Consider the following 20,906-nt stretch of genomic DNA (forward strand, 5'->3'; position numbering starts at 1 on the left):
CCTGCTCTTAAAAGTCAGTGGAAACTGGTCAGAAAAGAGCACGAAAGTAGAGGCCGGAGCGACCGCTGCTGCTGAAAGGGCTATCCGCAGCGCTGAGGCGTGACGGCGGGCCAGAAGTCCACGCCGGGAAGCGTGGACAGTTCGGGGCCGGCCAGGGAGGGCCGATCCCCGAACGGTTCGTCGGCACGACGTCAAAGCCGAAGGTACCGCGTGAGCGGCGCGAGGACGGCCCGGCAGCAGCAGAGGTGCTCAGGCCCGCACTGTGGCTCGCTCGCCCAGAAAAAAAGCTGCCACGTTTGACCGTGACGGCCTTTGCGTCTTTCCGATCTGACCCAGTACCCTGAGCAGGCTCGATCCAGCAGCAATCCAAAGCCAGAATTTCCCAACCATAAAAAAACCCACCTTTCGGTGGGTTCTTTTTTTAACCTGAGAACAGCCGCGAATTAGTTAGTCGCTTTGTTTTTCAGATCTTCAGCACCCTGCTTGGTTTTATCCCAGCCTTTCTCAGTGCCTTCTTTGGTTTTGTGCCAGCCTTTCTGCGTACCTTCGGTGATTTTACTGCCGGTGGTATCGCTTTTGCCTTCAGCGGCGTGCTCAGACTTCAGCTTCAGCTCTTTGCCTTCGTTCTGGGTCTGATGCAGTTTTTCCTTCGCGGTATCGGCGCCTTTATGCGCTTCCGCAACGGTGTTATCTGTAGTGGTAGCAGCAAATACCGGCGAGGCCAGCAAAATAGCAGACAGTGCAATAATTGATTTCTTCATAATTCCCTCTGTATGAATCGTTGCCGTGTAGGTTTTAATCCTGGCATAGTGTTCCCAGGAAAGATTTAAGAATAAACCAGGAATGAAAAAGGGCCAGTTTTCACCAGAAAAAGCCGCCGGCTGTAGCTTTTTCGTCCATTACCAAAGTGCGAGTTGCGGATTTTCATCCGGTTTCGGCTGGCTTCGGCTGACGCGAGCAGGCGGTGCAGGCTGCTGCATCTGATGAGTGATCCACTGCAGCAACACCGTCACTATATAGGCCTGCTGCTCCGCGCTCAGCGGCTGGTGCTGTCCGATGTTGTGCCACTTACTCAGACAGCCACGACAGCAGGTTGCGGTGGCGTGCTGAGCGATAAACACCGGGTGGCCGCGCATCGGCGTCTGCTTGCCATCATTTTCTGGCTGCGCAGGCGCCAGCCGCTGTGCCACAAACTCAGCGGCGTGCTGGCGCAATACCGGCTCGCCTTTGCTGCTCGCATAATCATATTCCGCGCGTCCCAGACGAAAGCGCTGACGGAACGGCGAGCGTGACAGCCGGGTAAACAGGTCGTCAGAAACCTTCATGCTGATTGCCAGTCACTCATATTTACGTCCCGCCAGATAGCGTACGCCCTGCGACCCGAACGCCTCACGATGGAGTTCATTTGGCTGCAGATGAAATGTCTCACCGGGATGATAGGTGGTATCGCCTTGTTCGGTACTGATGGTGATGTCACCACTCAGAATCAGTGCCAGTGCTTCAAAGGGATGTACATGATTATCAAGCTGGGCGGCGGCTGCACGCTCAATCAACAGAGGCTCGTCAAAACCCTGTTCGGCTAACAATTTTCTGAATTCGTGTTCTGTCATCGCAACTCCTCAGTGTGGATCTGACCCTTAGCAGTGTAGACGATCTTTATCGCCGCTTATGGCACTCAACAGGTTACGTAAAGTAGCGCAAGCAGGGTTGTTCACCGGTCAGGCCAGTGCTGTACTTGCCGTCTCGTTACAGCCATTTTGACATCGGGATAACGCAAAAGTATGTCTCAACAGGAGAAAACTGCCCTGCTGCTGATTAATCAGCGCTCGCGCAAAGGACGCGCCGAGGCCAGCCGCGCACAGTCGCTGCTGGCTCAGGCCGGGTTCACCCTGCTGCAACCGGCCGGAGATGATACCCGCAGCTACAGCGAATTAATCGCGGCGTATGCCCATCGCGTTGATGCGGTGATCGTCGGCGGTGGCGACGGCACGCTTAATGCGGCCGCGCCGGGACTGATGCAGACCGGCCTGCCGCTGGGCATTTTACCACTGGGCACCGCCAACGATTTTGCCCGCACGCTGGGCATTCCTGCCAGCCTGGAGTCCGCGATAAAGATTATCGCTGACGGGCAGCTGCGCGCAGTGGACCTGGGTGAAGTGAATCAGCACCTGTTTCTGAACGTCTCCAGCATCGGCTTTTCGGTGGAACTGGCGCGCAACCTCACGGCGGAATCGAAAAAACGCTGGGGAGTGGGCGGTTATGCCCTGGCGGCTTTGCGGGTGCTGCGGCAGAGCCGTCCCTTCAGCGCTACGCTGGTGCATCAGGGCCATCGGACGCCGATCAAAACGGTTCAGGTGTCGGTGGGCAATGGACGCTTTTATGGGGGCGGCATGACGGTGGAACAGCGTGCCGCTCCGGACGATGGGTTACTGGATGTCTACAGTCTGGAGCTGCAGCATAGCTGGCAGCTCATTGCGCTGCTGCCCTTTCTGCGGCGCGGCACTCACGGTCGCTGGCGTAACGTGCGGGCATTCAGCGCCACGGAGCTGACGATTGAGACGCGCCGTCCCCATTACATCAATGCAGATGGTGAGATTATCGGTCAGACACCCGCGCATTTTCGCCTGATCGCCAGTGCACTGCGGGTTTATGCACCGGGCGACAGCGCAGCAAAATAGCCCGACGGTGGGCGTGGTAACCGATCGCGGTGATAAACTAGTGCTGGGTGCTCTTTTTTTCAGCGTAGTCGATGTGTTCGGAAAGATTGGCGACCAGCTTTTTCGCCATGTCGAGGGTCAGACCCAGAAACAGGGTCTCCTGCGGGCCCTTTTCACGCGGGGCATTGGGATCGATATAACCGAATTTCACTACCAGTGCCTGATGAGTGTTCAGGGGACCAATATGCCAGCCGGTAACCGGGTAGAAGGTAAATCGCGTAAATTCATTCATTTAATCCTGACTGTAAAAGCATAACGCTGATTGATAGTCAGGCCAGCTCTGATGATAAAGCATGAGTGGAATACTCAGTCTGAACGAAATCGACAGGATTACAAGGGAAGCGGCATAACAAGCGCAGCGTGACGCAATGAGGATCTGTAATGCATTCAGGGCCTGCTGCAGCAAGGGGATGAGGATATTTCAGGCGTGTGTAACCTGCGCGGCTCCGGCACGGGCGCTCTCCTGTCAGGCCAGGGCGAACGCCCCTCAGGACTGTTTATCGGCTCGGGGAATAATCGAGATATGGCCGTTAACCTCCAGCACCGCATATTTAATCTGATCAAATCGCTCCAGCCCCTGCCCGGAGCGCGCCGCTTCCAGCACATCATCAGGACTGATGCCGGTCATCTTCATGCGGTCAGTCAGCAGATTACCATTCTCGACCAGGATCACCGGGCCGCCATCGATCACCTGCTCCACCACCGGAAAGCGACTTTTCAGTTTGCCCAGCACAATATCAATCGCTACCAGCGTGATAATAGTCAGCGCCGCGCCGGTAACAGAAAAATCGTCGCCCAGCAGCGCCTGCTGAGTTGCTTCACTGATGATCAATAGCAGAATCAGATCGAAAGAGGTCATCTGCAACAGAGTGCGTCTGCCGGCAATTTTGAACACGACCATCAGCACCAGGTAGATCGCTGCGGCACGTAATACCGTTTCCATAAAGCGCCTCTGTCAGGGATAAATCCATTGGGTAAAACGGGCCGGAGCATGGCCGTCACCATGAATAGTGACGTGAATGCGCCCCGCATTGCGCGGCTGCAGGCCAAGCCAGATCGCGTGATCCGGTCCGGTGTTGCGGGCCGAAAAGGTCAGCCGCAGATCGCTGCCAATCGTCACCGCCTCCAGCGGTTGAGGCTGCAGCGTCTGGATTTGCAGGTTATCCAGGGCGCCACCGCCAATCGTAACGGTAAAGCGATCGGTTACCGGTGCGTTGTAGCGAATGCGCATATCCATATTGCTCTCAACCCGGCCAAACCGTTCATACTCCACCTGGATGGTCCCGTCCGGCGAGCGGGCGCTGCCATTACTCAGCACGCCTTTGGAAAAGAGTCCGCACGCACCCAGAATCACCAGCGCAATCAGGACGTATTCACCGATACGCTGAATCAGCCATTCACGGCGTACCCAGCGGAGGTTTTCCTGAATCGGTACTGCCTGGCCGCTGCTATCCTCTTTTTTCACCGTGACCTCACACACTGTTGGCTCAGGAACAAAAACTGCACGCTGCGTTAAGCATAGCCAGACAGTATCGGTTCACTATCTGGCGGGTCGTGACCTTTTCAGCGGGACAATCTGGCACCGCATCCTGCCGTTTACAGCCAGCCGGAGCGACGCAGTTTGGCCCACAACCCGCCGCAGGCCAGCAGCGTCAGCCCCACCGCCAGCGGATAGCCATACAGCGACTTCAGCTCCGGCATATGCTCGAAGTTCATGCCATACATACTGAAGACCACGGTCGGGATCACCAGGATCGCACCCCAGCCTGCCAGCTTTTTCACCACTTCATTCTGCTGCACCGTCACCAGAGCCAGATTGACCTGCATGGCGCTGGTCAGCATTTCGCGCATATCTTCCGCGTCGGTGACGACATGGCGGGCGTGATCCTGCACGTCGCGGATATAGGCGCGCAGCGGACGCGGGATCAGATCTTCATGCAGGTGGATCAGCTGATTGCAGATCTCCTCCACGGGCAGCGCCGCATTACGCAGTTTAAGCAAATGACGCCGCACGGTGTAGACCGACTGCACCGACTTGCGATCAAATTCACTGGTGAAGAGATCGTTCTCCATCTGTCCGACCCGTTCATTCAGCGAGGTAGAGAGCTCGGCATAGCGATCAACAATAAAATCGAGCAGGCAGTAGAGCGGATAAGCGGGACCAAACTTCAGCAGCGCCGGGTTTTCAGCCGCCCGCTGCCGCACCGGGGTGTAGCTTTCAGAGGCGCCGTGACGGATGCTGATCAGGAAGTTTTTTCCGACAAAAAGATGCGTTTCGCCCAGTTCGCAGCTGTCATCCTTAGCGCACACCGTTTTCACCACGATAAACAGCGATTCGCCATAATGTTCGATTTTAGGTCGCTGATGGGCATTGAGTGCATCCTCAACCGCCAGTTCATGAAGTCCGAACTCCTCTTTAATCTTCGCCATAAACTCAGCGTCTGGCTGCCACAACCCGAGCCAGATAAACGCCTCCGGCTCTTTGATCACTTCACTGATATCATCGACTTCAACCTCTTCGCCCGCGCATCCCGGACGATACACCCTGCTGCTTACGATCATCTTCTGCTTTCCCGTTGTGACAATACATGCAGCTTAGCCAATCCCGCGCCTGTAACCGGATAAAAACCGTAAGGATTTGCTGCGACGCTGTTCGATCAGCGGCTTACCACTTCAGCCCTAATCCGGTGGAGAAAATGCCTTCGTTCAGGGTATCGGGTATGCCGCTGACCAGATTACGGTGATAGCCAACGTGCAGTGTTGACCACGAAGTCAGGCTGTAGCGCAGGCCGACTTCGGCATCCAGCATAAATACGCCGTCATCATCCAGCGAATGGCCAACATCGCCATTGCTGTAAAGCGTGACCGATTTGCCCAGCAGATAGCGCTGATAGTTCCAGCGCAGCGAGCCGCCAAAGTGCCGCTCTTCCCGGTCATCGCTGTAGCCATACTCAAAGGCACCACCCAGCACCGAGAGTGAGAACGCGCTGAGTTCGGTATCCCACAACTGATAACCCGGACCGGTGCCGATTAGCGCCTGACGTGACAGATTTTCCACCCAGTCGCGCTTGTAGGTGGCGCGGGTCTGCCAGAAGAACTGCTCCCTGACCAGATAGTCAAAGGCGTAGCGCAGGCTGTAGTTATCGGTATTGATGCTCTCGTTTTCCTGCTCGCGATTGTAGGTCGCGCCGATATCATGACGCCATTTTCCCTGGTTCAGTTTGGTGTTGAGCGCGAAGCTGTAGTCGTCAGTTTTGGTCGAGGCTTTTTTGACTTTCACGCCCGCATCGATGTTGCCGGTCCAGGCAAGCTGATCGCTGCGGACTTTGGCTTTCATAAACTCATCAATGCGTCGCAGCGAAACCTGCTGCTCCTGCTCGTTGCGTTCCACCCAGACATAGCCGGGATCGGATGAGGAGAGCCGCACCTGATAATGTTCGCCGGTCTTTTTGTTTTCGAGATTTACCGGATTCTCGCTGGCGAGCGTACTGACCGCACTCCAGTCCAGCGTGACGGTACCGGCGTAGTGTGTCTCTATCCCCAGCTTGCCGTCGCTGAGATAACGAATCGTGCCGGTCAGCCGATCGCCATTATTCAGCCAGACGGTATCGGCAGTGGCCTGCTGTGCCCATCCGGCGCAGCAACTGATGACCAGCAGCGGGATAAACGAGGTGGCGCAACGCATAGCTTTCCCTGTAAAGGCGTCGTCTTGCACGGGCGACGCGTCACCGCAAATTCTGACCTGACAATTAAGCCGATTCTGCGACGATATGCAATGCGCCGCCTGGGTCAGGAGAGATCGTGCAGTGCTTTGCCGAGCGGTGGAGTAATAGCGAAGTCCGTAAAACTCATCGCCAGCCCTTCACGTTCAGGCGAGCAACCCATCACTCCGACAAACCGCCGTACCTGACCGGGCCACGGGCAGAGCCGTAACAACGGCCAGCTCACGCCGTCGGTAGAGTACTGAATTCTTAAGGCCGCGTTTTCCAGGGTGGCGCGCAGCCAGAACTGGCGCGCATCGCCGGGAAACACACCGGTAGACCAGTCGGAAAACTCGCGCGTCACCACGCTGCCAATTGCGGGCTGGTCATCGTTAAACTCAATGCCCGCTTTAACCCAGTGCGTTTCGTTATCCTGAATAAACAGCCCGGCCTGATCGTAGAGCTGACTGAAATCCGCCCTTACCTGCACCTGAACGGTAAAGTCGTGTTCCACCCAGAAGCCGAAAGCGTGGCCGCTGTGCCGTTCGAATCCGTACCAGGTACGCTGCCAGAAATCGCTGTTCAGCGCGGTTTCGAACCTCAGCGTATCGCCATCCAGACTGTGTACCGGCGGCTGATTAATCCAGACGCCACCTTCAGTGGTAATTGAACTGACTGCTGTCATAGGCACTCCTTTGGGTAAGTTAAACCGCCCGCGTGCTGGCCGATCTGCGGCGTGGCGATTGACCTGATTATCATAGCGTTGATTGGTGAACAGGCGGCAGACGATTGCGGCAAATCTGATGGTGTCGATGTGGCAGGCAGTGAGGTCAGCAGACCCGTGGCTGCAGATACTCCGACTCTGTTTGCGGTTTCGCTTATATGCCCTTTATTCTCCTGCCGGCAATAAATAACAGCGACCAGGTCCAGTTCACTGAACTATTTCATTTTGTTAATCCCCTGGCGAAAACAGCATTTAACAACCAGGCTTGTTTTGTCTGAGGGCAACTGAACTCATTAAATATAAGGATTAAGCCACCATGGTAGATAAATCAGAGATTTTAGATCACGCGCAGGTTGTTGATGTGAATGGCGAACATGTCGGGATTGTCGACCACTTCGAAGGCGACGACAAAATTAAGCTGGCGAAAAGCGATCCTGAAGCGGGCGGCAAACACCACATTATTCCATTCAGCTGGGTAAAAGAGGTTGATGATAATAAAGTCATCCTTTCTAAAGCCAAAGCGGATGTTGAGAGTGAGTGGCAGTCTGCATAAAACATTAGCCGTGGCGCCCGCCACGGCTTATTTCATTTATTCTGTTAAATAACTCTTGCGTCCTTCCCTGCCCATCCTTCATTTATTACTGCTTTATATTTCACACCGTCTGAAACGTCTTCAGCAATATCTGTCAGATTTTTACTTTCCATGACGCGGTGCTCCCTGTTTTTATGCCCGGTGGCGGGTGGTCGTAAGCGGAGGGTTTGGAGCGGTCATCATGGCATTGCGGCGGGAGGGGAAAAAACCACCAGAATGGCGCAGCACTTTGCCGGATCTCTGTCGGTATCCGGCGGGCATAAGAAACGGCGGGTGAAGTAAAACCTGAGATCCTCACCCGCTGCGGGTTATTCCTGTTTTGCTGCGCGATCCCGCAGCACTTCACCCACCACCGGAACCGCTGAAAAGGCATTTGGCCAGCCAGCATAGAACGCGGCCTGAGTGATAATCTCGCCCGCTTCTTCAGCCGTCAATCCGTTGTCCATCGCCCGGTTGAGATGGTAGCTAATTTGCGCACTTTGTCCTGAAGCAATCAGCGCGCTGACCGTCACCAGACTTCTGTCTCGAGGCTGTAGCGCTGGCCGCTGCCACAGATTGAGAAACAGCGGATCGGCGGTGAATCTGACCAGCCCGGGCGAGATCGGCCCCACATTTTTCTCTACCGTTGCAGAACGCTGCTGTTCGGCTGCCTGATTTAGTGGCAGCAGTGCCGGAGAGGCTTTGGCCAGTTGATCGGCACCAATGCCTCGCGCCTGAAACACATTTTTGGTCACCGCAATTGCGGACATCGCATTGGGCCAGCCGGAATAGAACGCCAGGTGAGTGATAATTTCGGAGACTTCGGCAGGCGTCACGCCACTATCGAGCGCCACACCGGCGTAATGTTGTAACTCAGCAGGCTGGTTGCGGGCGATGAGAATGGCAAGCGTGACGATACTGCGGTCACGGATCGAAAGTGCGTCGCGTTTCCAGAGATCATCGGTTATCGCTTCACGTCCGAAACGAGCCAGTGCGGGAGAGACGGACTCAATGTCGGCAACCGAAAGGCTGGATGGATTGACGTTCAACATAGTTTCACCTCTTTTGGGTTCAGCAGCGGCCAGGTCGGCCAGCATCATGGAGATCGCGGCGGCGGCAATCACTTTTTTCATCCTCTGATCAGCTCCCTGGTAAAGGTCAGTTAACAAAAGAGTTAAGAGCGCCACGGTTTTTCAGCAGAGCTGGCAACACGGGGATCGCCTCTTTGCGGTCGGTCATCTCAGCTGTCAGCCGGATATAGTCGCGAAAATGGGGCGTTTCGCGGTGCTGCTGATAGGCGGCGTCACTCGCGTAGATTTCATAGAAGAACCAGCGATATCTGTTTTTCGCATCGGTCGCGGCATACATCGCCAGTACGCCCGGTTCCACCTTCAGTGATTCCGCCATTTCAGGCAGCACAATATCGCGGAATGCCTGCTGATCGGCCGGTTTCACGTCAACAATCACCAGGTTATTAATGGTTTCTTTATTCTGTACGAAGGGTTTATCACCCAGAAACTGTGGCACCAGCATGGTGCTCTTTTTCTGGCTGATAAGATCAGGTGCGTGCTGAATAAAGGACCGGTACGGCTCTGAACTGAGATGTTGCTGGTATGCCTCTTCACTCGCATAAATTTCAATCATATAAGCCTGATGAGCATTTTCTTTATGTTTCAGTGAATACATCGCCAGCGTACCTGGTTGCTCTGCCAGCGAACGGGTAATATTATCTCTGGCAACTTCATCGTACTGTCCGTTTTTCCCGGCCTTAATTTCCATTTCATGCAGATTAATGACACGATTTGTGGGTTCTGTTAAAGCGGCTGCCGATGCCGGGCCGGCCATCAGCAGAGTCAGAGTCAGAGCGGTAATATTGTTCACGGTCTGCCTTAATTATCGGATGAGGTGATTTGCGATTCATTCGGTGTATTAACCGGCGCGATATCTGTTTCATCTGGCTATTAAGCCGTTGTGAGTTCCGTATTGAGCTGAGCAATGAGTCGCGACGCGTGTTGCTTTGCTGCAGCAATTTGCTGCGTGATAATAGTTTCATTACGACTGGCATAGCTTATCCCGCAGGTATAAACCGGTTTCTGCATCTCCAGATTGCAGAGCCGGGCGGTGGTTTCAAACTGAATCAGATAATCCTCCAGCTGATGACCAAAGACGCCATCTGCCGCGTATAACGCCTGCGGTGCGCCAGTGGTGAAGGAGAGGATCAGTTTTTTACCGCCGAGTCTGGCCGTCGATCCGTGCGCAAACCCATGAACAAATACGTCATCCAGCCATAACTTCATGAGCCCTGGCAGCGAATACCATGAGAAGGGAAATTGCCAGACGATAATATCTGCCTTCAGCAGTGCATCCTGTTCGGCGCTGACATTGATGTTGTTGTCCGGATAAAGTGCATCCAGACGACGGATTTCAGCATCAGGCAGCGCAGAAGCGACTTCATTAAGAATGGTAGCATTACCGACCGAATGGCTCAGGTCAGGATGACCGGAAATAATTAATATATTTTTCATTTTCAGTTTTTAATCATCTTTTTTTAACAGATGGCAAGGCGTTGGCGATGCCATCACGCGCTGGGTACTTTTTGCCGTCCGGCACCGTTTAATCAAATCCACTCGCTACGGCTTCCGCCTTTCCTGCAGCCAGCGCTTCACGCGGCGTTTTTACTGCGCCGCCTGCCTGACACCTGTCGGATGACTGGTGACAACACACGGTAGCGGTTTGCGACTGATCATTGGGTGGCGCCCTCTTGCTGAGGCTTATACTCTGCAGCGAACAGGCTTTCCCAGTTGGTGAATGCACCTAACGGGATGCAGTCAAAACTCAGCAGACCGGCTTTTGCCAGCGGAAAGTCAGCCAGCAGGCTTTGGGCCTGTTCCACCGAGTCGCATTCAAGGAAGATCGCAACGCCGGGTCGATCCTGTCGGTAGTAAATATCGCGTAGCGCACCGGATTTATACAGACTCCAGGCATGGAAAGCTTCGGCAGCCAGATGAGGGTGATACTTTTCCAGCGTGGCATCGGGGGCGGGTTTATCCAGACACAAAATTCGCATAGCAATCTCCTGAGATTCACGGCCAGGGGGAACTGATAAGGAGTATATGCTCGCGATTTAGTGAAGATTAGGCCACTATTGACTCAAAGATATTTAGCCTGCGGCTAATAATAAGCAGCCCGATTGTGTCAGGATTATCCCGTGAACAACGCCATCTATAACCAGATACGCATCTTCCAGAGCATCGCCCGCGAAGGGAATATTTCATCGGCAGCGCGCAAACTGGAGATTACACCCCCCTCTGTCAGTAAGGCGCTGAAGCTGCTTGAAGCGCACATCGGTCATCCGCTATTTGTACGAACCACGCGCCGGATTGAGCTGACCGATGCCGGACAGCAGCTGCTGGAACAAACCTCAGCAGCGGTAGCCTCGCTGGAAAAATCGCTGGAAAGCATCCGCGACCAGAATCAGGAACCGTCGGGACTGGTCAGAATCACCCTTTCGCGCTTTGCCTATCTGCTGGTGCTGAAACCTGCGATGGCCGCTTTCTGCCAGCAATATCCCGGTATTCAGCTGGAAATTTCGGTATACGATGGCACCGTGAACATCATTGATGAACGTTTTGATCTGGGGATCCGGTTTGGTGACATTCTGGAAGGTGGCGTGGTGGCGCGCCCGCTGATGAAGCCGTTTCGCGAAGGTTTGTATGCCTCTTCTGCCTACCTGGCAGCGTTCGGCATTCCAGAGTGTCCGTCTGACCTGCATCAGCACCGGCTTATCGGTTACCGGTTTATCACCAATAATCGTATTCTGCCGCTGATTCTGGATCATCATGGCGAACAGCTGACCGTTGAGATGCCGGGTCAGTTGATGAGTAATGATATTGAGGTGATGGCTGATGGCATTCGCAACGGGCTGGGTATCGGGCGACTGTTTGAACCGGTTCATAATTTACAGCCGGATAAAAAGGCATTTATTCCGGTGATGGAGCGTTACTGGAAAACTTATCCGCCGGTTTATCTCTATTATCCTAAAAGCGCGGGTAAAACGAAAAGAGTAAAAACGTTAATCGAGTTTCTGCTTAAGCACACTGCGGGTTAAGCGCATGTTACTAATTGCGGACTTAATGTATGCGGCTAATGAAAGATATTTATGACGAGATATCGCCTGTGACTTTTCTTGTATTCCGAACAATGAATGCTTTCAGTTAATTGCATTTTTTTGAGATCGTTATCGTAAAACTCGCTGTTTATCAGATGATTAAAGTCACTGATTTACATCGATTTTCAGCTGGACTTTTCCTGCAATAGTTGATTATATGTACAGGTATTTAGCGCGATACAGAGGTGTTGGAGCACTCCTGTATCGCTAATCACAATCACTATTGAAAAGGAATAGAGATCATGACTGAGTCAGAGTGTAATGCAGTTGGTTTAAATTCAGAAGCCCCTTCCGTTTCCCAACGCAAATTAACGGTGAGTTACGCCAGCCGGTATCCCAGTTACGCGCGTATTCCGTCGATTATCATGAAAGGCCAGTGGCTGGCTGCCGCCGGATTTACCACTGGCACCGAAGTAGAAGTAAAAGTCACGGCGGGCCGTATTGTGCTGACCGTGAAACCACCAGAGCCGGTCGATGAGCAGCTGGTTAACGCGTTAGCGCAGCTGAATAAGCTGCCTGCAAGAAAACAGAAGCAGGTTCTGGCTTTGTCGAGTGTGGTTGCGGGTTAGTGGCGTTGAGGTAAAAGGATGCCGCTTCTGATTGGGGAGCGGCAGATCAGTATTGCTGGCAATAATTATCCGCGTTTTTAAGTTTAAATTAACTTTTGCCAAGCCAGCGTAGCGCTCCCCTGTTTTAATCGCCTTTTATAATGAGAAGACAGATAATCTATAGATTGGAATGATTTCTGAAGAATTATTAAATTTTTATTATCAGATTGTTATCGCAAAATACAGATTATCGATGTACACACTATGCTTTTGTAAGAATCGCACTACTCTAAATGAGTAAAAAAAACAAAGCAGGCAATTAAAAATGGACAAAAAATTAACACTTACATTCTCTGGTAAGCATATCTTTTAGTTTTATGAGATCTTTAGCTGAGAAAATATTTGAAGAAAATTTTGCTCAAATTTGTTTATCAGATTCCTCCTGAAGGATGTTTCTATGCGTACGAAGATACCATCCTGACCAACCTTTTTATATAATCTAATCCGCCATCAGTGTTTATCTACCCTGGATGAACATTTTTTAAACTTGCTGAATATCCTACAGCGACAGAAATTAATCGGCGAATGCAAACATCAGAACTGTCAATAAACAGGTTTTGACTTTACGAACCTCCAGACAAAGCCATAAATAGGTGCCATATCCAAACCACCGCATAATCAAAGTACAGCTATTAAATACGTTCGTACGAACGAAAGCAAACTATTGAGGTATTATGACGTCAGTAAGAAAACAAAGAGTATGTGGATGCTAAACAGAAGATAGGATTGGGTGCCCTAAAGGATTTACTCCTGTTAGAAAGCATATTGATCTAAAAAATTCTTTATTTGAATTTGTTGCATGCTCCTGAGGCACCCCTTACTAAAATTGTCACCACTCCTTAAAATCTTCAATTTGTAATCTCTAAAAACTCCAGCTATTTTAGGATCTGATTAACCATGTCTGGTGAGAACGACGTTTATATAAAGGTATTGTTATGGACAACTATTGGGACACGAAAAGACTCTCAAACTACTTTCTAACGATGGCAAATTTGGAAGCTAATCAGTTAGTTAATGTAGCAACCTCTCTCTCTCACTTTCATCTTAAAGATGCTCTTTTAAGAGTGAAATTTCAGGATGAAGTGCGTGGATTCGCTCGACTACAGCTCCATACGATTCGCAATTCGACTTCGGATGATCAGTGTCAGGAGTGTATCCAGAATCTGAAGCAGGAAAGCCAGTATCTTAAGATTCAGGACCGAATGCTCAGAACCGGTGAAGCTGTCGTATCGTCTTCGGTGCAGTTTTACCATGACCATGAAAAGGTCATTGGATATGTAATCAATGGCATCGGCGTGGTGTTGAGTGGCTTACAAATCGTGGCTGGGGTCGGTCTGATTGTGGGTTCTGTCACCACGGGTAATATTTTAGGTGTTGTAGCGGGGTCCACCCTTGTGATGAATGGAGTGGGATCAGGGATTGAGAGCATAGGTAGACTTAGCGGTGTGGCTCATCCATCTAACCCAATAAGAGATAAATATGAAGATGTTGCAGATTTCTTTGGCTTTGATAAGCGACTGGGATTGCTAGCCTATCAGGTTGTTGATTTGACCACTTCATACTATGGCATTTTCAAGCTGACTTTGAAGCCAGAGGCCTGGAGGCTATACAAATATCTGCCAACTGACTATTACCGCAAAGTACAGGTTATGAGTAAACCAGCACTTGCTTTAAAAGGCGCTGGAGCAGCCTATAAGGGGAGTGGAATAGGTATCAACCTTTATCAAATGCAAAATAGCTCCTCTCAAAACTAACTTCTGGTTTTTCTGACAAATTTGTAGGATTTCCATGCCAGTCTCATAGGCGTAACAAAATAGACCACAAGGAATGCAAACGTCAGAACAACAATATATGGAATGGCATTTGAAGCATCTGCATTGAAAATGCCATCCAGTCCAATAAGCATCAAAACAATAAGAGCAATAACTCCGCCCCAGAAGCGTTTACTTAGATCAATCACGAGGCTCTGAAGTGTATCTTTTTTTGACTCGTCTTTTTTTATAATACTTTTGAGTTTACCGATCTCTTTAGCAGAGAAGCCATTATTAAAGAGTTCTTTCTCAAATTCGTTCATCTGATTCATCCTGAATGACGTTGCGATACGAGCGAAATATAGCACAGTGAACCCGGCCCATGCTAACCCACCTCTTTACGTAGCCGACACCGGTACCGCCCGATGAAATTGTCTAGGCTACTGTCATTGCTGTGGTGTAACCCGTTAATCCCGCGATGGCTGCCCTCCTTAAGTGCTCTATCAATGCGCCTGTTACAGCTGACGAATAAGCGGCCAGCAATGCAGCTGCTGAAAGCCGGTTGGTGTGGCCAACGCAGCTCTGGCTGTACCCTGATGAGATGCGATCCCAAAGGTAAGGGATAGAGGTGATGCACCTAATGAACACGATGTATGTATAAATCCACACTAACTGGCGGGATTAAGCCCAGGTTATGATCTGATTTCAATGGCTACCCAAGGTCACAATAGCCGGTTAATTAAACAGAAAAGCCAGCGCGAGATGAAGCAGCGTGGATATAACAATTAACCCTCCTCAATCTCTTCAGATAAGGTTAAAAATGAAAGCAATTACAATCGCAGCGACCACTTTATTACTCACAGCCTGTGTACCCCATAATGACAGACAACACGCTGTGGGCATGGCTAACCCAGCCTCTGTGCATTGTGAAAAGAGGGGCGGCAAGCTGGACATAGTTAAGGGCCCGGATGGTGAATCAGGTTACTGTACTCTGCCAGGCGGAGAGCGCATCGAGGAGTGGGCACTGTACAGAAGGGATAACCAATAGACTCGTTAGTCGGAAGGCATATCAGGGCAGCGATCAAGGAGCCGTAAAAATGGGACGTGGCTTTATGAAAGGAGGATTACCAGCATACGGCCGCATTGATGTTCCTGATTTCACAAAGTGTGTAGTGCGATGAAAATACTGATATTTATTATAATCTTCTCCGCAACCTGGTTTCTCATACCTGAAAGCATCATCAGATCCCTGGTAGAAGGCCACATTAGCGGTGATGGTGAAGGCGCTATGGATAGTTTCGAATTCACAATGATTGCGCTTAAGGCGGTGCTTTCTGCTCTGCTGGCCTTTATCGGTGTCTGGCTATATCGCAAAGCTAACCAACGATAACGAAGCGACATTCAAGAAGATGTTCATCGACGGCCAACAGAAGGACCTCAGGGGCTTAGCCTGAGCATTCATTCGCGCAAGGTTGGTGTAGTTGTCAGACAAAGCGGCTAAGCCGTTTTGAGAAATGGTAATTACTTTATCCATTTCTTCAGCTTTGATTCGTCGAAGTTAGTGCCTGTGTAGACGCGGCCGGAAAGCAATGTTGCAATAACCGCACCAAAAATCAGCTTCTTCATATCCCTATACCCAAAATAATAGACGGGATAAATCCTCGCATGGAGTAGTCGAAAAAAAGTGGAAAATGATCAATTTTGCTAAAAGTCATAGCGCGCCTGCCGATAAGCCAGAGAACGCAAATCACGGAGAAATCACAATGGAACACCCAAACCCACTCGCAGCGATGACGTTCATAATCTGGTTTTTTATGTTTATTCCATGCTTTCGTATGGCTCAAAAGGCGGGATTCGGATGGAAAATGGCTCTGTTACTATCATTCCCCGGCTTGCATTTCTTTACACTCTATATCTTCGCTTATAAGAAGTGGCCCAATCTGCCCAATGCTTGAGACCTGATAGCAAAAAAACCACCTGAGTGGGCTATGCCATTATGCACTTTATGAATTTATGGAAAGGCACTAGCGATTCTTTGTTGCAACAACTTCATTAGTCTTTTCATAAATTCTGGCTCTTCGAGCCCAATACTCCCTGAGTGCTCCCCCAGACTAACAAGAATCTCATCATCGCCACCTAAAAGGTGTGCAGCAAAAATGGTATAGCTACCTGAAGATTATAACCATCATGCGAAATATGGATTACCCATTCAAATTTTAATTCCTTTCAAACACTTCTCGCTGCTCAGCCCTAAATGTCTCCAATCAGAGGGTTGAGGTTCTACTGAGCCAGTTGAATGCCTTTTACTTGAATGCCCATAGCTTTCTACGGGCAATAAAAAAACCGCAAGTTAGAGGTTTAAGATTGGGTAAACGATGAGGTTGTTTTTCCTAAGCAAAGGTTGAACTGCGAACGAGACCTAAAACCAAAATGCTGGCATTGTGCGGATTTCATTGTACCAATGGTTAACTGCGGGGATTTCCTGTAAGAACCAGAAGCCGATCCCAATCATCATGATGCTAATTCCAAAATGAAGAATAGTGCTGATCCAATATTCAATAGGTTTGGCATCCTTGTAGATGAATTCCTTGCGACTCGTTCCCTTAAAGGTTTTGGTATAGATTCCCCGATGCATGTAAATGAAAGACTCAGCCAGCGTTATTAGACCAACTATAAAGGCGGCACATACTGTGAACCAATACTGAAATCCCATTATTTTTCATCCCAGCCAATTTTTTAGGTTCATTATTACACAGCTATATAAGATTCCAGTAAGGGTGGCGTAATATTTCGCCACTCACTCAAAAGTGTCTGCATAGTGAATGCCTGAATAACCTCATCCATGCAGCCCTTATGCAATCGCTGCTGCGTGCAGCAGCAAATGAATGGGGCTGGATAAAGACAGCGCCGGTTATCAAAACAAAGAAGCCTGTCAGCTAGCGCATCCGCTGTTAACGCGAGAGGAAGCGAACCGGCTGATTGATTGCATGCCGGAAAGCATAAAACCAGTGGTCATATTTGCGCTGGCTACCGGCCTTCGCCTTTCAAACATTCTGGATCTGGAATGGACGCAGGTTGATATGCAAAGGAAGGTCGCCTGGATTAATTCGGAGAACGCCAAAGCGGGCAAGGCTATTGGCGTGGCTCTGAATGATACGACATGCAAAGTGCTGAAGGGGCAGATAGATAAGCAGTCACGTTAGGTGTTCGTACAAACCAAGGCGAAGCATCGCAGCGATGGAACGCTGGCACCGGCAGGCAGGAAAATGCGCAGTGATGATAACACGGCGTGGAATATCGGTCTAAAAGCGCCAGGCATAGAAGACTTCCGCTTTCATGACTTACGGCATACGTGGGCGAGCTGGTTAATCCAGTCTGGTGTTCCGCTTTCCGCGCTGCAGGAAATGGGTGGATAGGAAAATATTGAAATGGTGCGTCGGTATGCTCACCTCGCACCTAACCACCTGACCGAACATGCGCGCAAAATTGACTCACTTTTGGGTGAGAGCGACACAAATACGACACAAGAAGATAATCAGGTAGGATTGAAGCTGGCGTAAACCGATGATTTTATTTGGTACGCCCTACAGGATTCGAACCTGTGACCTACGGCTTAGAAGGCCGGTGCTCTATCCAACTGAGCTAAGGGCGCATGGAGATGGCACGGATTATACGTCGGGAAGCGGGTACGTCAACGTTTTTGCCGTTTCTCCGCAGCGAAGTGCTGCGGTAATGACCAATTGGCGTCAGTGACGCCTGCGCCATTCGCTGAGCGACACGAGTTTACTGTTGTCGGTAAATTCTCCTTCCAGCTCAATCCCTTGTGTTGTGAAACGCGCATTGAATTGCTCACGAAGTGCATGCAGCGCCTGGATGTCCGGTTCCAGCTGGCGCAGAAAGCCCAGCGCGAGCAGCAGCTGCTGGCGGCTAATAAGCGGTGGAAAACCGGCTCGACTGAGAATCGCATGCCAGCGCTGGCTATTCTCCTCACTGCCGTCAACAATGAACACCTGCCAGATCAGCAGTACCGCTGCGCCATTATGCAGGTGCGTTTCATTATCCTTGCTGAGATAGTCGGTAAACTCTTTCGCCGCCTCTTTCCCCATCATAGAGATCATTGATTCCACCTGTACCGGTGGCAGCTGCAGCCGTTTGCTGAGCCGCTGAGCGGCGTGGCGTGAGCCAGCGGTGAGCAGCTGAAATCCAGCGACAAACACCACCGCCAGAGTAGCAAGCATTATCCAAATCATTACATCGTCCCCGGATTGTCCTGCAGATATCATACGCATGCAGGCTGGCACTCGTCGCGACGAAAAAGCCGGAAAGCACATACGCGGCTGAAACTGTAACTGACAGCGCGCCGCGCTTCTGACAAAATAGTCCCCTTCCCCGATTCAACACAACACAGTGGATTTCCTCTCTGATGGCAGCAAAAATTATTGACGGTAAAACGATTGCGCAGCAGGTGCGCGTTGAGGTTGCGGAAAAAGTGAAGCAGCGTCTGGCCGCCGGAAAACGCGCGCCGGGTCTGGCAGTGGTTCTGGTGGGTGAAAACCCGGCATCACAGATCTACGTGGCCAGCAAACGCCGTGCCTGTGAAGAGGTCGGTTTCCACTCCCGCTCTTACGATCTGCCTGCCACGACCCGCGAAGCTGAGCTGCTGGAGCTGATTGATGCGCTCAATCAGGACGACGAAATCGATGGCATCCTGGTGCAGCTGCCACTGCCAGCCGGCATTGATAATGTCAAAGTGCTGGAGCGCATCACGCCTGATAAAGATGTCGATGGATTCCACCCTTATAATGTCGGTCGCCTGTGTCAGCGTGCGCCAACCCTGCGTCCCTGCACGCCACGCGGTATCGTGACGCTGCTGGAGCGCTACAACATTGACACCTACGGCCTGAATGCCGTGGTGGTTGGCGCATCCAACATTGTTGGTCGTCCGATGAGCATGGAACTGCTGCTGGCGGGCTGCACCACGACCGTCACCCATCGCTTTACCAAAGATCTGCGCCATCACGTTGAGCATGCCGATCTGCTGGTCGTTGCAGTGGGTAAGCCCGGGTTTATTCCGGGTGACTGGATCAAACCGGGCGCCATCGTCATCGACGTGGGCATTAACCGGCTGGAGAGCGGCAAAGTGGTGGGCGATGTTGATTTTGACAGTGCATCCGAGCGCGCCTCCTACATTACCCCGGTGCCGGGCGGTGTGGGCCCAATGACAGTAGCAACACTGATTCAAAACACGCTGCAGGCGTGCGAAGAGTTTCATGATAAAGAGGTGGTTTAAATGACAAGTTTTTCACTGGGTAAATTCCCGCACGTCGATCTGTGTGACCTGCTGAAACTGGAAGGCTGGGTTCAGAGCGGCGCACAGGCGAAAGTCGTGATTGCCGAGGGTGAAGTGAAGGTCAACGGTGCGGTAGAAACCCGCAAGCGCTGCAAAATCGTAGCCGGTCAGACCGTGGAATTCGCGGGTTTCCGCATTACTGTGGTCGAGTAATTTCCGGGCGTCCCTGCGGGGACGCTGTTACACTCGCTCATCCCCCTTCACGCACGTCTCCCCTTCCCGCTGTTCCAGTGCAATATGATTCACCGCCGTATGCTGCGCTATCAACGTCGCGAGCCGGGGTGAATGGCTGGTGATCCAGAGCTGACTGAACTCGCTGGCTTCGGCGATTAAGCGCGCCAGCGCAGGCAACAGATCTTCATGCAGGCTGTTTTCCGGCTCATTCAGTGCCATAAAGGCGGGCGGACGCGGGCTGAGCAGTGCGACAACCAGACAGAGAAACCGCAGCGTGCCATCAGAAAACTCGGCGCTCTCCAGCGGACGCAGAATGCCCTGACGCGACATCAGCATCTGGAAACGGCCATTCTGCACATCGACATCAAACTGGCTGTCGGGAAACGCCTGTTCCATCACCTCAGACAGGAGTTCGGAATGACCGCGCTCCACAATGGTCGCCCAGGCCGCCGCCAGATTGCTGCCATCATGGCTCAGCACCGGCGCACGCACGCCAATCTGCGGTACCCGTATCGGTGAGCCAGGCCAGACCGCAAACTCATGGTAAAAGCGCCACTGCTGCAGACGTTCGCGCAACTGCGAAAGCTCCGGATAGCGATGCGGTTCGCCAAGCTGACCAAACAGCGACTCTTCGGGATGCAGCACCGCCGGATAGGCGACGCGCTCGCCCTCAACGTTGTGCAGAAAGGCGGTCTGATTTTCGCGCTGCATAATACAGGCGGAAGGACGGCGCTGCTGACCGCTCAGCCAGAGTCGCTCCTGCTTCACCAGCGGATCGAGATTAAACAGGCTGGTCACCAGCGGCTCGGGAAAGCCAATCTCCAGCTGGTAATCCATGTCATCCATCACCACGGCCAGCTCCAGCCGCTTTGGATCGTGTCGGCGATCGCCCCGGCGTAAGCCGCCCGCCCACATCGCTTTCTGAATGCCGCCTTCTTCAGCCAGCGCCAGTGCCAGGCGACCGCTGGCCGCCTCATGCAGCAGCCGCACCGCTTTGTAGAGGTTGGATTTACCGCAGCCGTTAGGACCGCTCACCACATTCAGCTGCTGCAGCGACAGCGTCAGGTTACGTATCGAGCGGAAGCCGCGGATCTGAATCTGTTCAATCGCCATAATAAAAAAGGGCGATTGCTCGCCCTCTC

The 20,906-nt window shown here is 51.7% G+C and carries 26 protein-coding genes, 1 tRNA gene and 1 pseudogene; 10 read left to right on the forward strand and 18 right to left on the reverse strand.

The genetic code is table 11. The annotated features are described in order from the left end of the window. Positions 1-443: 443 nt before the first annotated feature. The 3 genes from AFL22_RS20845 to AFL22_RS20855 form a co-directional block, all read right to left on the reverse strand. Entirely contained in the window at positions 444-761 is a 318-nt protein-coding gene (locus tag AFL22_RS20845) for a hypothetical protein (protein ID WP_010259015.1), read from the reverse strand. 138 nt (positions 762-899) lie between these two features. Further along, complete coding sequence (locus AFL22_RS20850; RefSeq protein WP_022626067.1) at positions 900-1,325, reverse strand: DUF4186 domain-containing protein; 426 nt, start codon at positions 1,323-1,325, stop codon at positions 900-902. A gap of 12 nt (positions 1,326-1,337) precedes the next feature. After that, positions 1,338-1,610: an AraC family ligand binding domain-containing protein gene (locus tag AFL22_RS20855; protein WP_010259018.1), complete on the reverse strand. Its 273-nt coding sequence runs from the start codon at positions 1,608-1,610 to the stop codon at positions 1,338-1,340. A 171-nt stretch (positions 1,611-1,781) separates the two neighbouring features. Between AFL22_RS20855 and AFL22_RS20860 the strand changes: the two genes are divergently transcribed. Beyond that, the gene (locus tag AFL22_RS20860; RefSeq protein ID WP_010259020.1) at positions 1,782-2,678 is read left to right on the forward strand and encodes a lipid kinase; all 897 of its coding nucleotides are present in this window, start codon (positions 1,782-1,784) and stop codon (positions 2,676-2,678) included. A 37-nt stretch (positions 2,679-2,715) separates the two neighbouring features. On the opposite strand, the gene AFL22_RS20865 is transcribed toward AFL22_RS20860, so the two are convergent. The 6 genes from AFL22_RS20865 to AFL22_RS20890 form a co-directional block, all read right to left on the reverse strand. Beyond that, positions 2,716-2,949, reverse strand: a complete 234-nt coding sequence (locus tag AFL22_RS20865) for a hypothetical protein (protein WP_033785445.1) — start codon at positions 2,947-2,949, stop codon at positions 2,716-2,718. Between the two features lie 255 nt (positions 2,950-3,204). Further along, positions 3,205-3,660, reverse strand: coding sequence for a YetF domain-containing protein (locus tag AFL22_RS20870; protein WP_052272104.1), 456 nt, complete (start codon positions 3,658-3,660; stop codon positions 3,205-3,207). A gap of 12 nt (positions 3,661-3,672) precedes the next feature. Beyond that, positions 3,673-4,182 carry a hypothetical protein gene (locus AFL22_RS20875; protein WP_223565618.1) on the reverse strand — a complete coding sequence of 170 codons (510 nt, stop codon included), beginning with the start codon at positions 4,180-4,182 and terminating at the stop codon, positions 3,673-3,675. A gap of 131 nt (positions 4,183-4,313) precedes the next feature. Then, the gene (locus tag AFL22_RS20880) at positions 4,314-5,279 is read right to left on the reverse strand and encodes a magnesium and cobalt transport protein CorA (RefSeq protein ID WP_010259025.1); all 966 of its coding nucleotides are present in this window, start codon (positions 5,277-5,279) and stop codon (positions 4,314-4,316) included. 103 nt (positions 5,280-5,382) lie between these two features. Then, positions 5,383-6,402 carry a DUF481 domain-containing protein gene (locus tag AFL22_RS20885; protein ID WP_052272105.1) on the reverse strand — a complete coding sequence of 340 codons (1,020 nt, stop codon included), beginning with the start codon at positions 6,400-6,402 and terminating at the stop codon, positions 5,383-5,385. A gap of 104 nt (positions 6,403-6,506) precedes the next feature. Next, entirely contained in the window at positions 6,507-7,103 is a 597-nt protein-coding gene (locus AFL22_RS20890; RefSeq protein WP_052272106.1) for a DUF1349 domain-containing protein, read from the reverse strand. Positions 7,104-7,458: 355 nt separating this feature from the next. Here AFL22_RS20890 and AFL22_RS20895 point away from each other — a divergent pair, with 355 nt between their 5' ends. Beyond that, positions 7,459-7,695 carry a DUF2171 domain-containing protein gene (locus tag AFL22_RS20895; protein WP_003854080.1) on the forward strand — a complete coding sequence of 79 codons (237 nt, stop codon included), beginning with the start codon at positions 7,459-7,461 and terminating at the stop codon, positions 7,693-7,695. A 347-nt stretch (positions 7,696-8,042) separates the two neighbouring features. Here AFL22_RS20895 and AFL22_RS20900 read toward each other — a convergent pair whose 3' ends face one another. The 4 genes from AFL22_RS20900 to AFL22_RS20915 form a co-directional block, all read right to left on the reverse strand. Next, positions 8,043-8,846 (reverse strand): carboxymuconolactone decarboxylase family protein, encoded by an 804-nt coding sequence (locus tag AFL22_RS20900; protein ID WP_052272107.1) that lies wholly within the window; start codon positions 8,844-8,846, stop codon positions 8,043-8,045. Positions 8,847-8,871: 25 nt separating this feature from the next. Then, a complete protein-coding gene (locus AFL22_RS20905) occupies positions 8,872-9,594 on the reverse strand; it encodes an antibiotic biosynthesis monooxygenase (RefSeq protein ID WP_052272108.1) in 723 nt (240 codons plus the stop codon). Positions 9,595-9,674: 80 nt separating this feature from the next. After that, positions 9,675-10,238 (reverse strand): NAD(P)H-dependent oxidoreductase, encoded by a 564-nt coding sequence (locus AFL22_RS20910; RefSeq protein ID WP_052272109.1) that lies wholly within the window; start codon positions 10,236-10,238, stop codon positions 9,675-9,677. A gap of 218 nt (positions 10,239-10,456) precedes the next feature. Further along, positions 10,457-10,780 (reverse strand): hypothetical protein, encoded by a 324-nt coding sequence (locus AFL22_RS20915; protein ID WP_022626074.1) that lies wholly within the window; start codon positions 10,778-10,780, stop codon positions 10,457-10,459. A 141-nt stretch (positions 10,781-10,921) separates the two neighbouring features. Between AFL22_RS20915 and AFL22_RS20920 the strand changes: the two genes are divergently transcribed. The 3 genes from AFL22_RS20920 to AFL22_RS20930 all read left to right on the forward strand — a co-directional run bounded on the left by AFL22_RS20920 (position 10,922) and on the right by AFL22_RS20930 (position 14,243). Beyond that, the gene (locus tag AFL22_RS20920) at positions 10,922-11,821 is read left to right on the forward strand and encodes a LysR family transcriptional regulator (protein ID WP_052272110.1); all 900 of its coding nucleotides are present in this window, start codon (positions 10,922-10,924) and stop codon (positions 11,819-11,821) included. Between the two features lie 302 nt (positions 11,822-12,123). Further along, positions 12,124-12,450 (forward strand): SymE family type I addiction module toxin, encoded by a 327-nt coding sequence (locus tag AFL22_RS20925; protein ID WP_052272111.1) that lies wholly within the window; start codon positions 12,124-12,126, stop codon positions 12,448-12,450. A gap of 974 nt (positions 12,451-13,424) precedes the next feature. Next, on the forward strand, positions 13,425-14,243 hold the full coding sequence (locus AFL22_RS20930) for a DUF4225 domain-containing protein (RefSeq protein WP_052272112.1): 819 nt from the start codon (positions 13,425-13,427) through the stop codon (positions 14,241-14,243). Here the strand turns inward: AFL22_RS20930 and AFL22_RS20935 are convergent. Further along, on the reverse strand, positions 14,240-14,563 hold the full coding sequence (locus AFL22_RS20935; protein WP_052272113.1) for a hypothetical protein: 324 nt from the start codon (positions 14,561-14,563) through the stop codon (positions 14,240-14,242). The genes AFL22_RS20930 and AFL22_RS20935 overlap by 4 nt on opposite strands. A gap of 497 nt (positions 14,564-15,060) precedes the next feature. Between AFL22_RS20935 and AFL22_RS23645 the strand changes: the two genes are divergently transcribed. Together AFL22_RS23645 and AFL22_RS20940 are read left to right on the forward strand one after the other, a co-directional pair. Beyond that, entirely contained in the window at positions 15,061-15,288 is a 228-nt protein-coding gene (locus AFL22_RS23645) for a DUF333 domain-containing protein (protein ID WP_071997996.1), read from the forward strand. Positions 15,289-15,417: 129 nt separating this feature from the next. Next, complete coding sequence (locus AFL22_RS20940; protein ID WP_052272114.1) at positions 15,418-15,630, forward strand: hypothetical protein; 213 nt, start codon at positions 15,418-15,420, stop codon at positions 15,628-15,630. Between the two features lie 1,029 nt (positions 15,631-16,659). On the opposite strand, the gene AFL22_RS20950 is transcribed toward AFL22_RS20940, so the two are convergent. Further along, positions 16,660-16,953 carry a DUF2542 family protein gene (locus AFL22_RS20950; protein WP_033766659.1) on the reverse strand — a complete coding sequence of 98 codons (294 nt, stop codon included), beginning with the start codon at positions 16,951-16,953 and terminating at the stop codon, positions 16,660-16,662. 140 nt (positions 16,954-17,093) lie between these two features. On the opposite strand from AFL22_RS20950, the pseudogene AFL22_RS24320 reads away from it, so the two are divergent. Further along, positions 17,094-17,800, forward strand: a pseudogene (locus AFL22_RS24320) (site-specific integrase); the annotation flags it as partial. Positions 17,801-17,815: 15 nt separating this feature from the next. Here AFL22_RS24320 and AFL22_RS20960 read toward each other — a convergent pair. Beyond that, positions 17,816-17,892, reverse strand: a tRNA-Arg gene (locus AFL22_RS20960). Positions 17,893-17,986: 94 nt separating this feature from the next. Then, positions 17,987-18,490, reverse strand: a complete 504-nt coding sequence (locus tag AFL22_RS20965; RefSeq protein WP_052272115.1) for a DUF1198 family protein — start codon at positions 18,488-18,490, stop codon at positions 17,987-17,989. A gap of 173 nt (positions 18,491-18,663) precedes the next feature. Between AFL22_RS20965 and folD the strand changes: the two genes are divergently transcribed. Beyond that, complete coding sequence (folD, locus tag AFL22_RS20970) at positions 18,664-19,530, forward strand: bifunctional methylenetetrahydrofolate dehydrogenase/methenyltetrahydrofolate cyclohydrolase FolD (RefSeq protein ID WP_010671240.1); 867 nt, start codon at positions 18,664-18,666, stop codon at positions 19,528-19,530. Then, positions 19,531-19,743, forward strand: coding sequence for a ribosome-associated protein YbcJ (gene ybcJ, locus AFL22_RS20975; RefSeq protein WP_003849455.1), 213 nt, complete (start codon positions 19,531-19,533; stop codon positions 19,741-19,743). Between the two features lie 27 nt (positions 19,744-19,770). Here the strand turns inward: ybcJ and AFL22_RS20980 are convergent, their stop codons facing one another. Continuing rightward, positions 19,771-20,877, reverse strand: a complete 1,107-nt coding sequence (locus tag AFL22_RS20980; protein ID WP_052272116.1) for an AAA family ATPase — start codon at positions 20,875-20,877, stop codon at positions 19,771-19,773. Between the last annotated feature and the right edge of the window lie 29 nt (positions 20,878-20,906).

Origin of the sequence: Pantoea sp. CFSAN033090 (genome assembly GCF_001264395.1) — a bacterium.
Taxonomy (GTDB): Bacteria; Pseudomonadota; Gammaproteobacteria; order Enterobacterales; family Enterobacteriaceae; genus Pantoea; species Pantoea agglomerans.

What these genes read in the sequence shown, in the direction of transcription:
- AFL22_RS20845 (WP_010259015.1), bottom strand. Translation starts at nt 761, where the DNA reads ATGAAGAAATCAATTATTGCACTGTCTGCTATTTTGCTGGCCTCGCCG.
- AFL22_RS20850 (WP_022626067.1), bottom strand. Translation starts at nt 1,325, where the DNA reads ATGAAGGTTTCTGACGACCTGTTTACCCGGCTGTCACGCTCGCCGTTC.
- AFL22_RS20855 (WP_010259018.1), bottom strand. Translation starts at nt 1,610, where the DNA reads ATGACAGAACACGAATTCAGAAAATTGTTAGCCGAACAGGGTTTTGAC.
- AFL22_RS20860 (WP_010259020.1), top strand. Translation starts at nt 1,782, where the DNA reads ATGTCTCAACAGGAGAAAACTGCCCTGCTGCTGATTAATCAGCGCTCG.
- AFL22_RS20865 (WP_033785445.1), bottom strand. Translation starts at nt 2,949, where the DNA reads ATGAATGAATTTACGCGATTTACCTTCTACCCGGTTACCGGCTGGCAT.
- AFL22_RS20870 (WP_052272104.1), bottom strand. Translation starts at nt 3,660, where the DNA reads ATGGAAACGGTATTACGTGCCGCAGCGATCTACCTGGTGCTGATGGTC.
- AFL22_RS20880 (WP_010259025.1), bottom strand. Translation starts at nt 5,279, where the DNA reads ATGATCGTAAGCAGCAGGGTGTATCGTCCGGGATGCGCGGGCGAAGAG.
- AFL22_RS20885 (WP_052272105.1), bottom strand. Translation starts at nt 6,402, where the DNA reads ATGCGTTGCGCCACCTCGTTTATCCCGCTGCTGGTCATCAGTTGCTGC.
- AFL22_RS20890 (WP_052272106.1), bottom strand. Translation starts at nt 7,103, where the DNA reads ATGACAGCAGTCAGTTCAATTACCACTGAAGGTGGCGTCTGGATTAAT.
- AFL22_RS20895 (WP_003854080.1), top strand. Translation starts at nt 7,459, where the DNA reads ATGGTAGATAAATCAGAGATTTTAGATCACGCGCAGGTTGTTGATGTG.
- AFL22_RS20900 (WP_052272107.1), bottom strand. Translation starts at nt 8,846, where the DNA reads ATGAAAAAAGTGATTGCCGCCGCCGCGATCTCCATGATGCTGGCCGAC.
- AFL22_RS20910 (WP_052272109.1), bottom strand. Translation starts at nt 10,238, where the DNA reads ATGAAAAATATATTAATTATTTCCGGTCATCCTGACCTGAGCCATTCG.
- AFL22_RS20915 (WP_022626074.1), bottom strand. Translation starts at nt 10,780, where the DNA reads ATGCGAATTTTGTGTCTGGATAAACCCGCCCCCGATGCCACGCTGGAA.
- AFL22_RS20925 (WP_052272111.1), top strand. Translation starts at nt 12,124, where the DNA reads ATGACTGAGTCAGAGTGTAATGCAGTTGGTTTAAATTCAGAAGCCCCT.
- AFL22_RS20930 (WP_052272112.1), top strand. Translation starts at nt 13,425, where the DNA reads ATGGACAACTATTGGGACACGAAAAGACTCTCAAACTACTTTCTAACG.
- AFL22_RS20935 (WP_052272113.1), bottom strand. Translation starts at nt 14,563, where the DNA reads ATGAACGAATTTGAGAAAGAACTCTTTAATAATGGCTTCTCTGCTAAA.
- AFL22_RS23645 (WP_071997996.1), top strand. Translation starts at nt 15,061, where the DNA reads ATGAAAGCAATTACAATCGCAGCGACCACTTTATTACTCACAGCCTGT.
- AFL22_RS20940 (WP_052272114.1), top strand. Translation starts at nt 15,418, where the DNA reads ATGAAAATACTGATATTTATTATAATCTTCTCCGCAACCTGGTTTCTC.
- AFL22_RS20950 (WP_033766659.1), bottom strand. Translation starts at nt 16,953, where the DNA reads ATGGGATTTCAGTATTGGTTCACAGTATGTGCCGCCTTTATAGTTGGT.
- AFL22_RS20965 (WP_052272115.1), bottom strand. Translation starts at nt 18,490, where the DNA reads ATGATTTGGATAATGCTTGCTACTCTGGCGGTGGTGTTTGTCGCTGGA.
- folD (WP_010671240.1), top strand. Translation starts at nt 18,664, where the DNA reads ATGGCAGCAAAAATTATTGACGGTAAAACGATTGCGCAGCAGGTGCGC.
- ybcJ (WP_003849455.1), top strand. Translation starts at nt 19,531, where the DNA reads ATGACAAGTTTTTCACTGGGTAAATTCCCGCACGTCGATCTGTGTGAC.
- AFL22_RS20980 (WP_052272116.1), bottom strand. Translation starts at nt 20,877, where the DNA reads ATGGCGATTGAACAGATTCAGATCCGCGGCTTCCGCTCGATACGTAAC.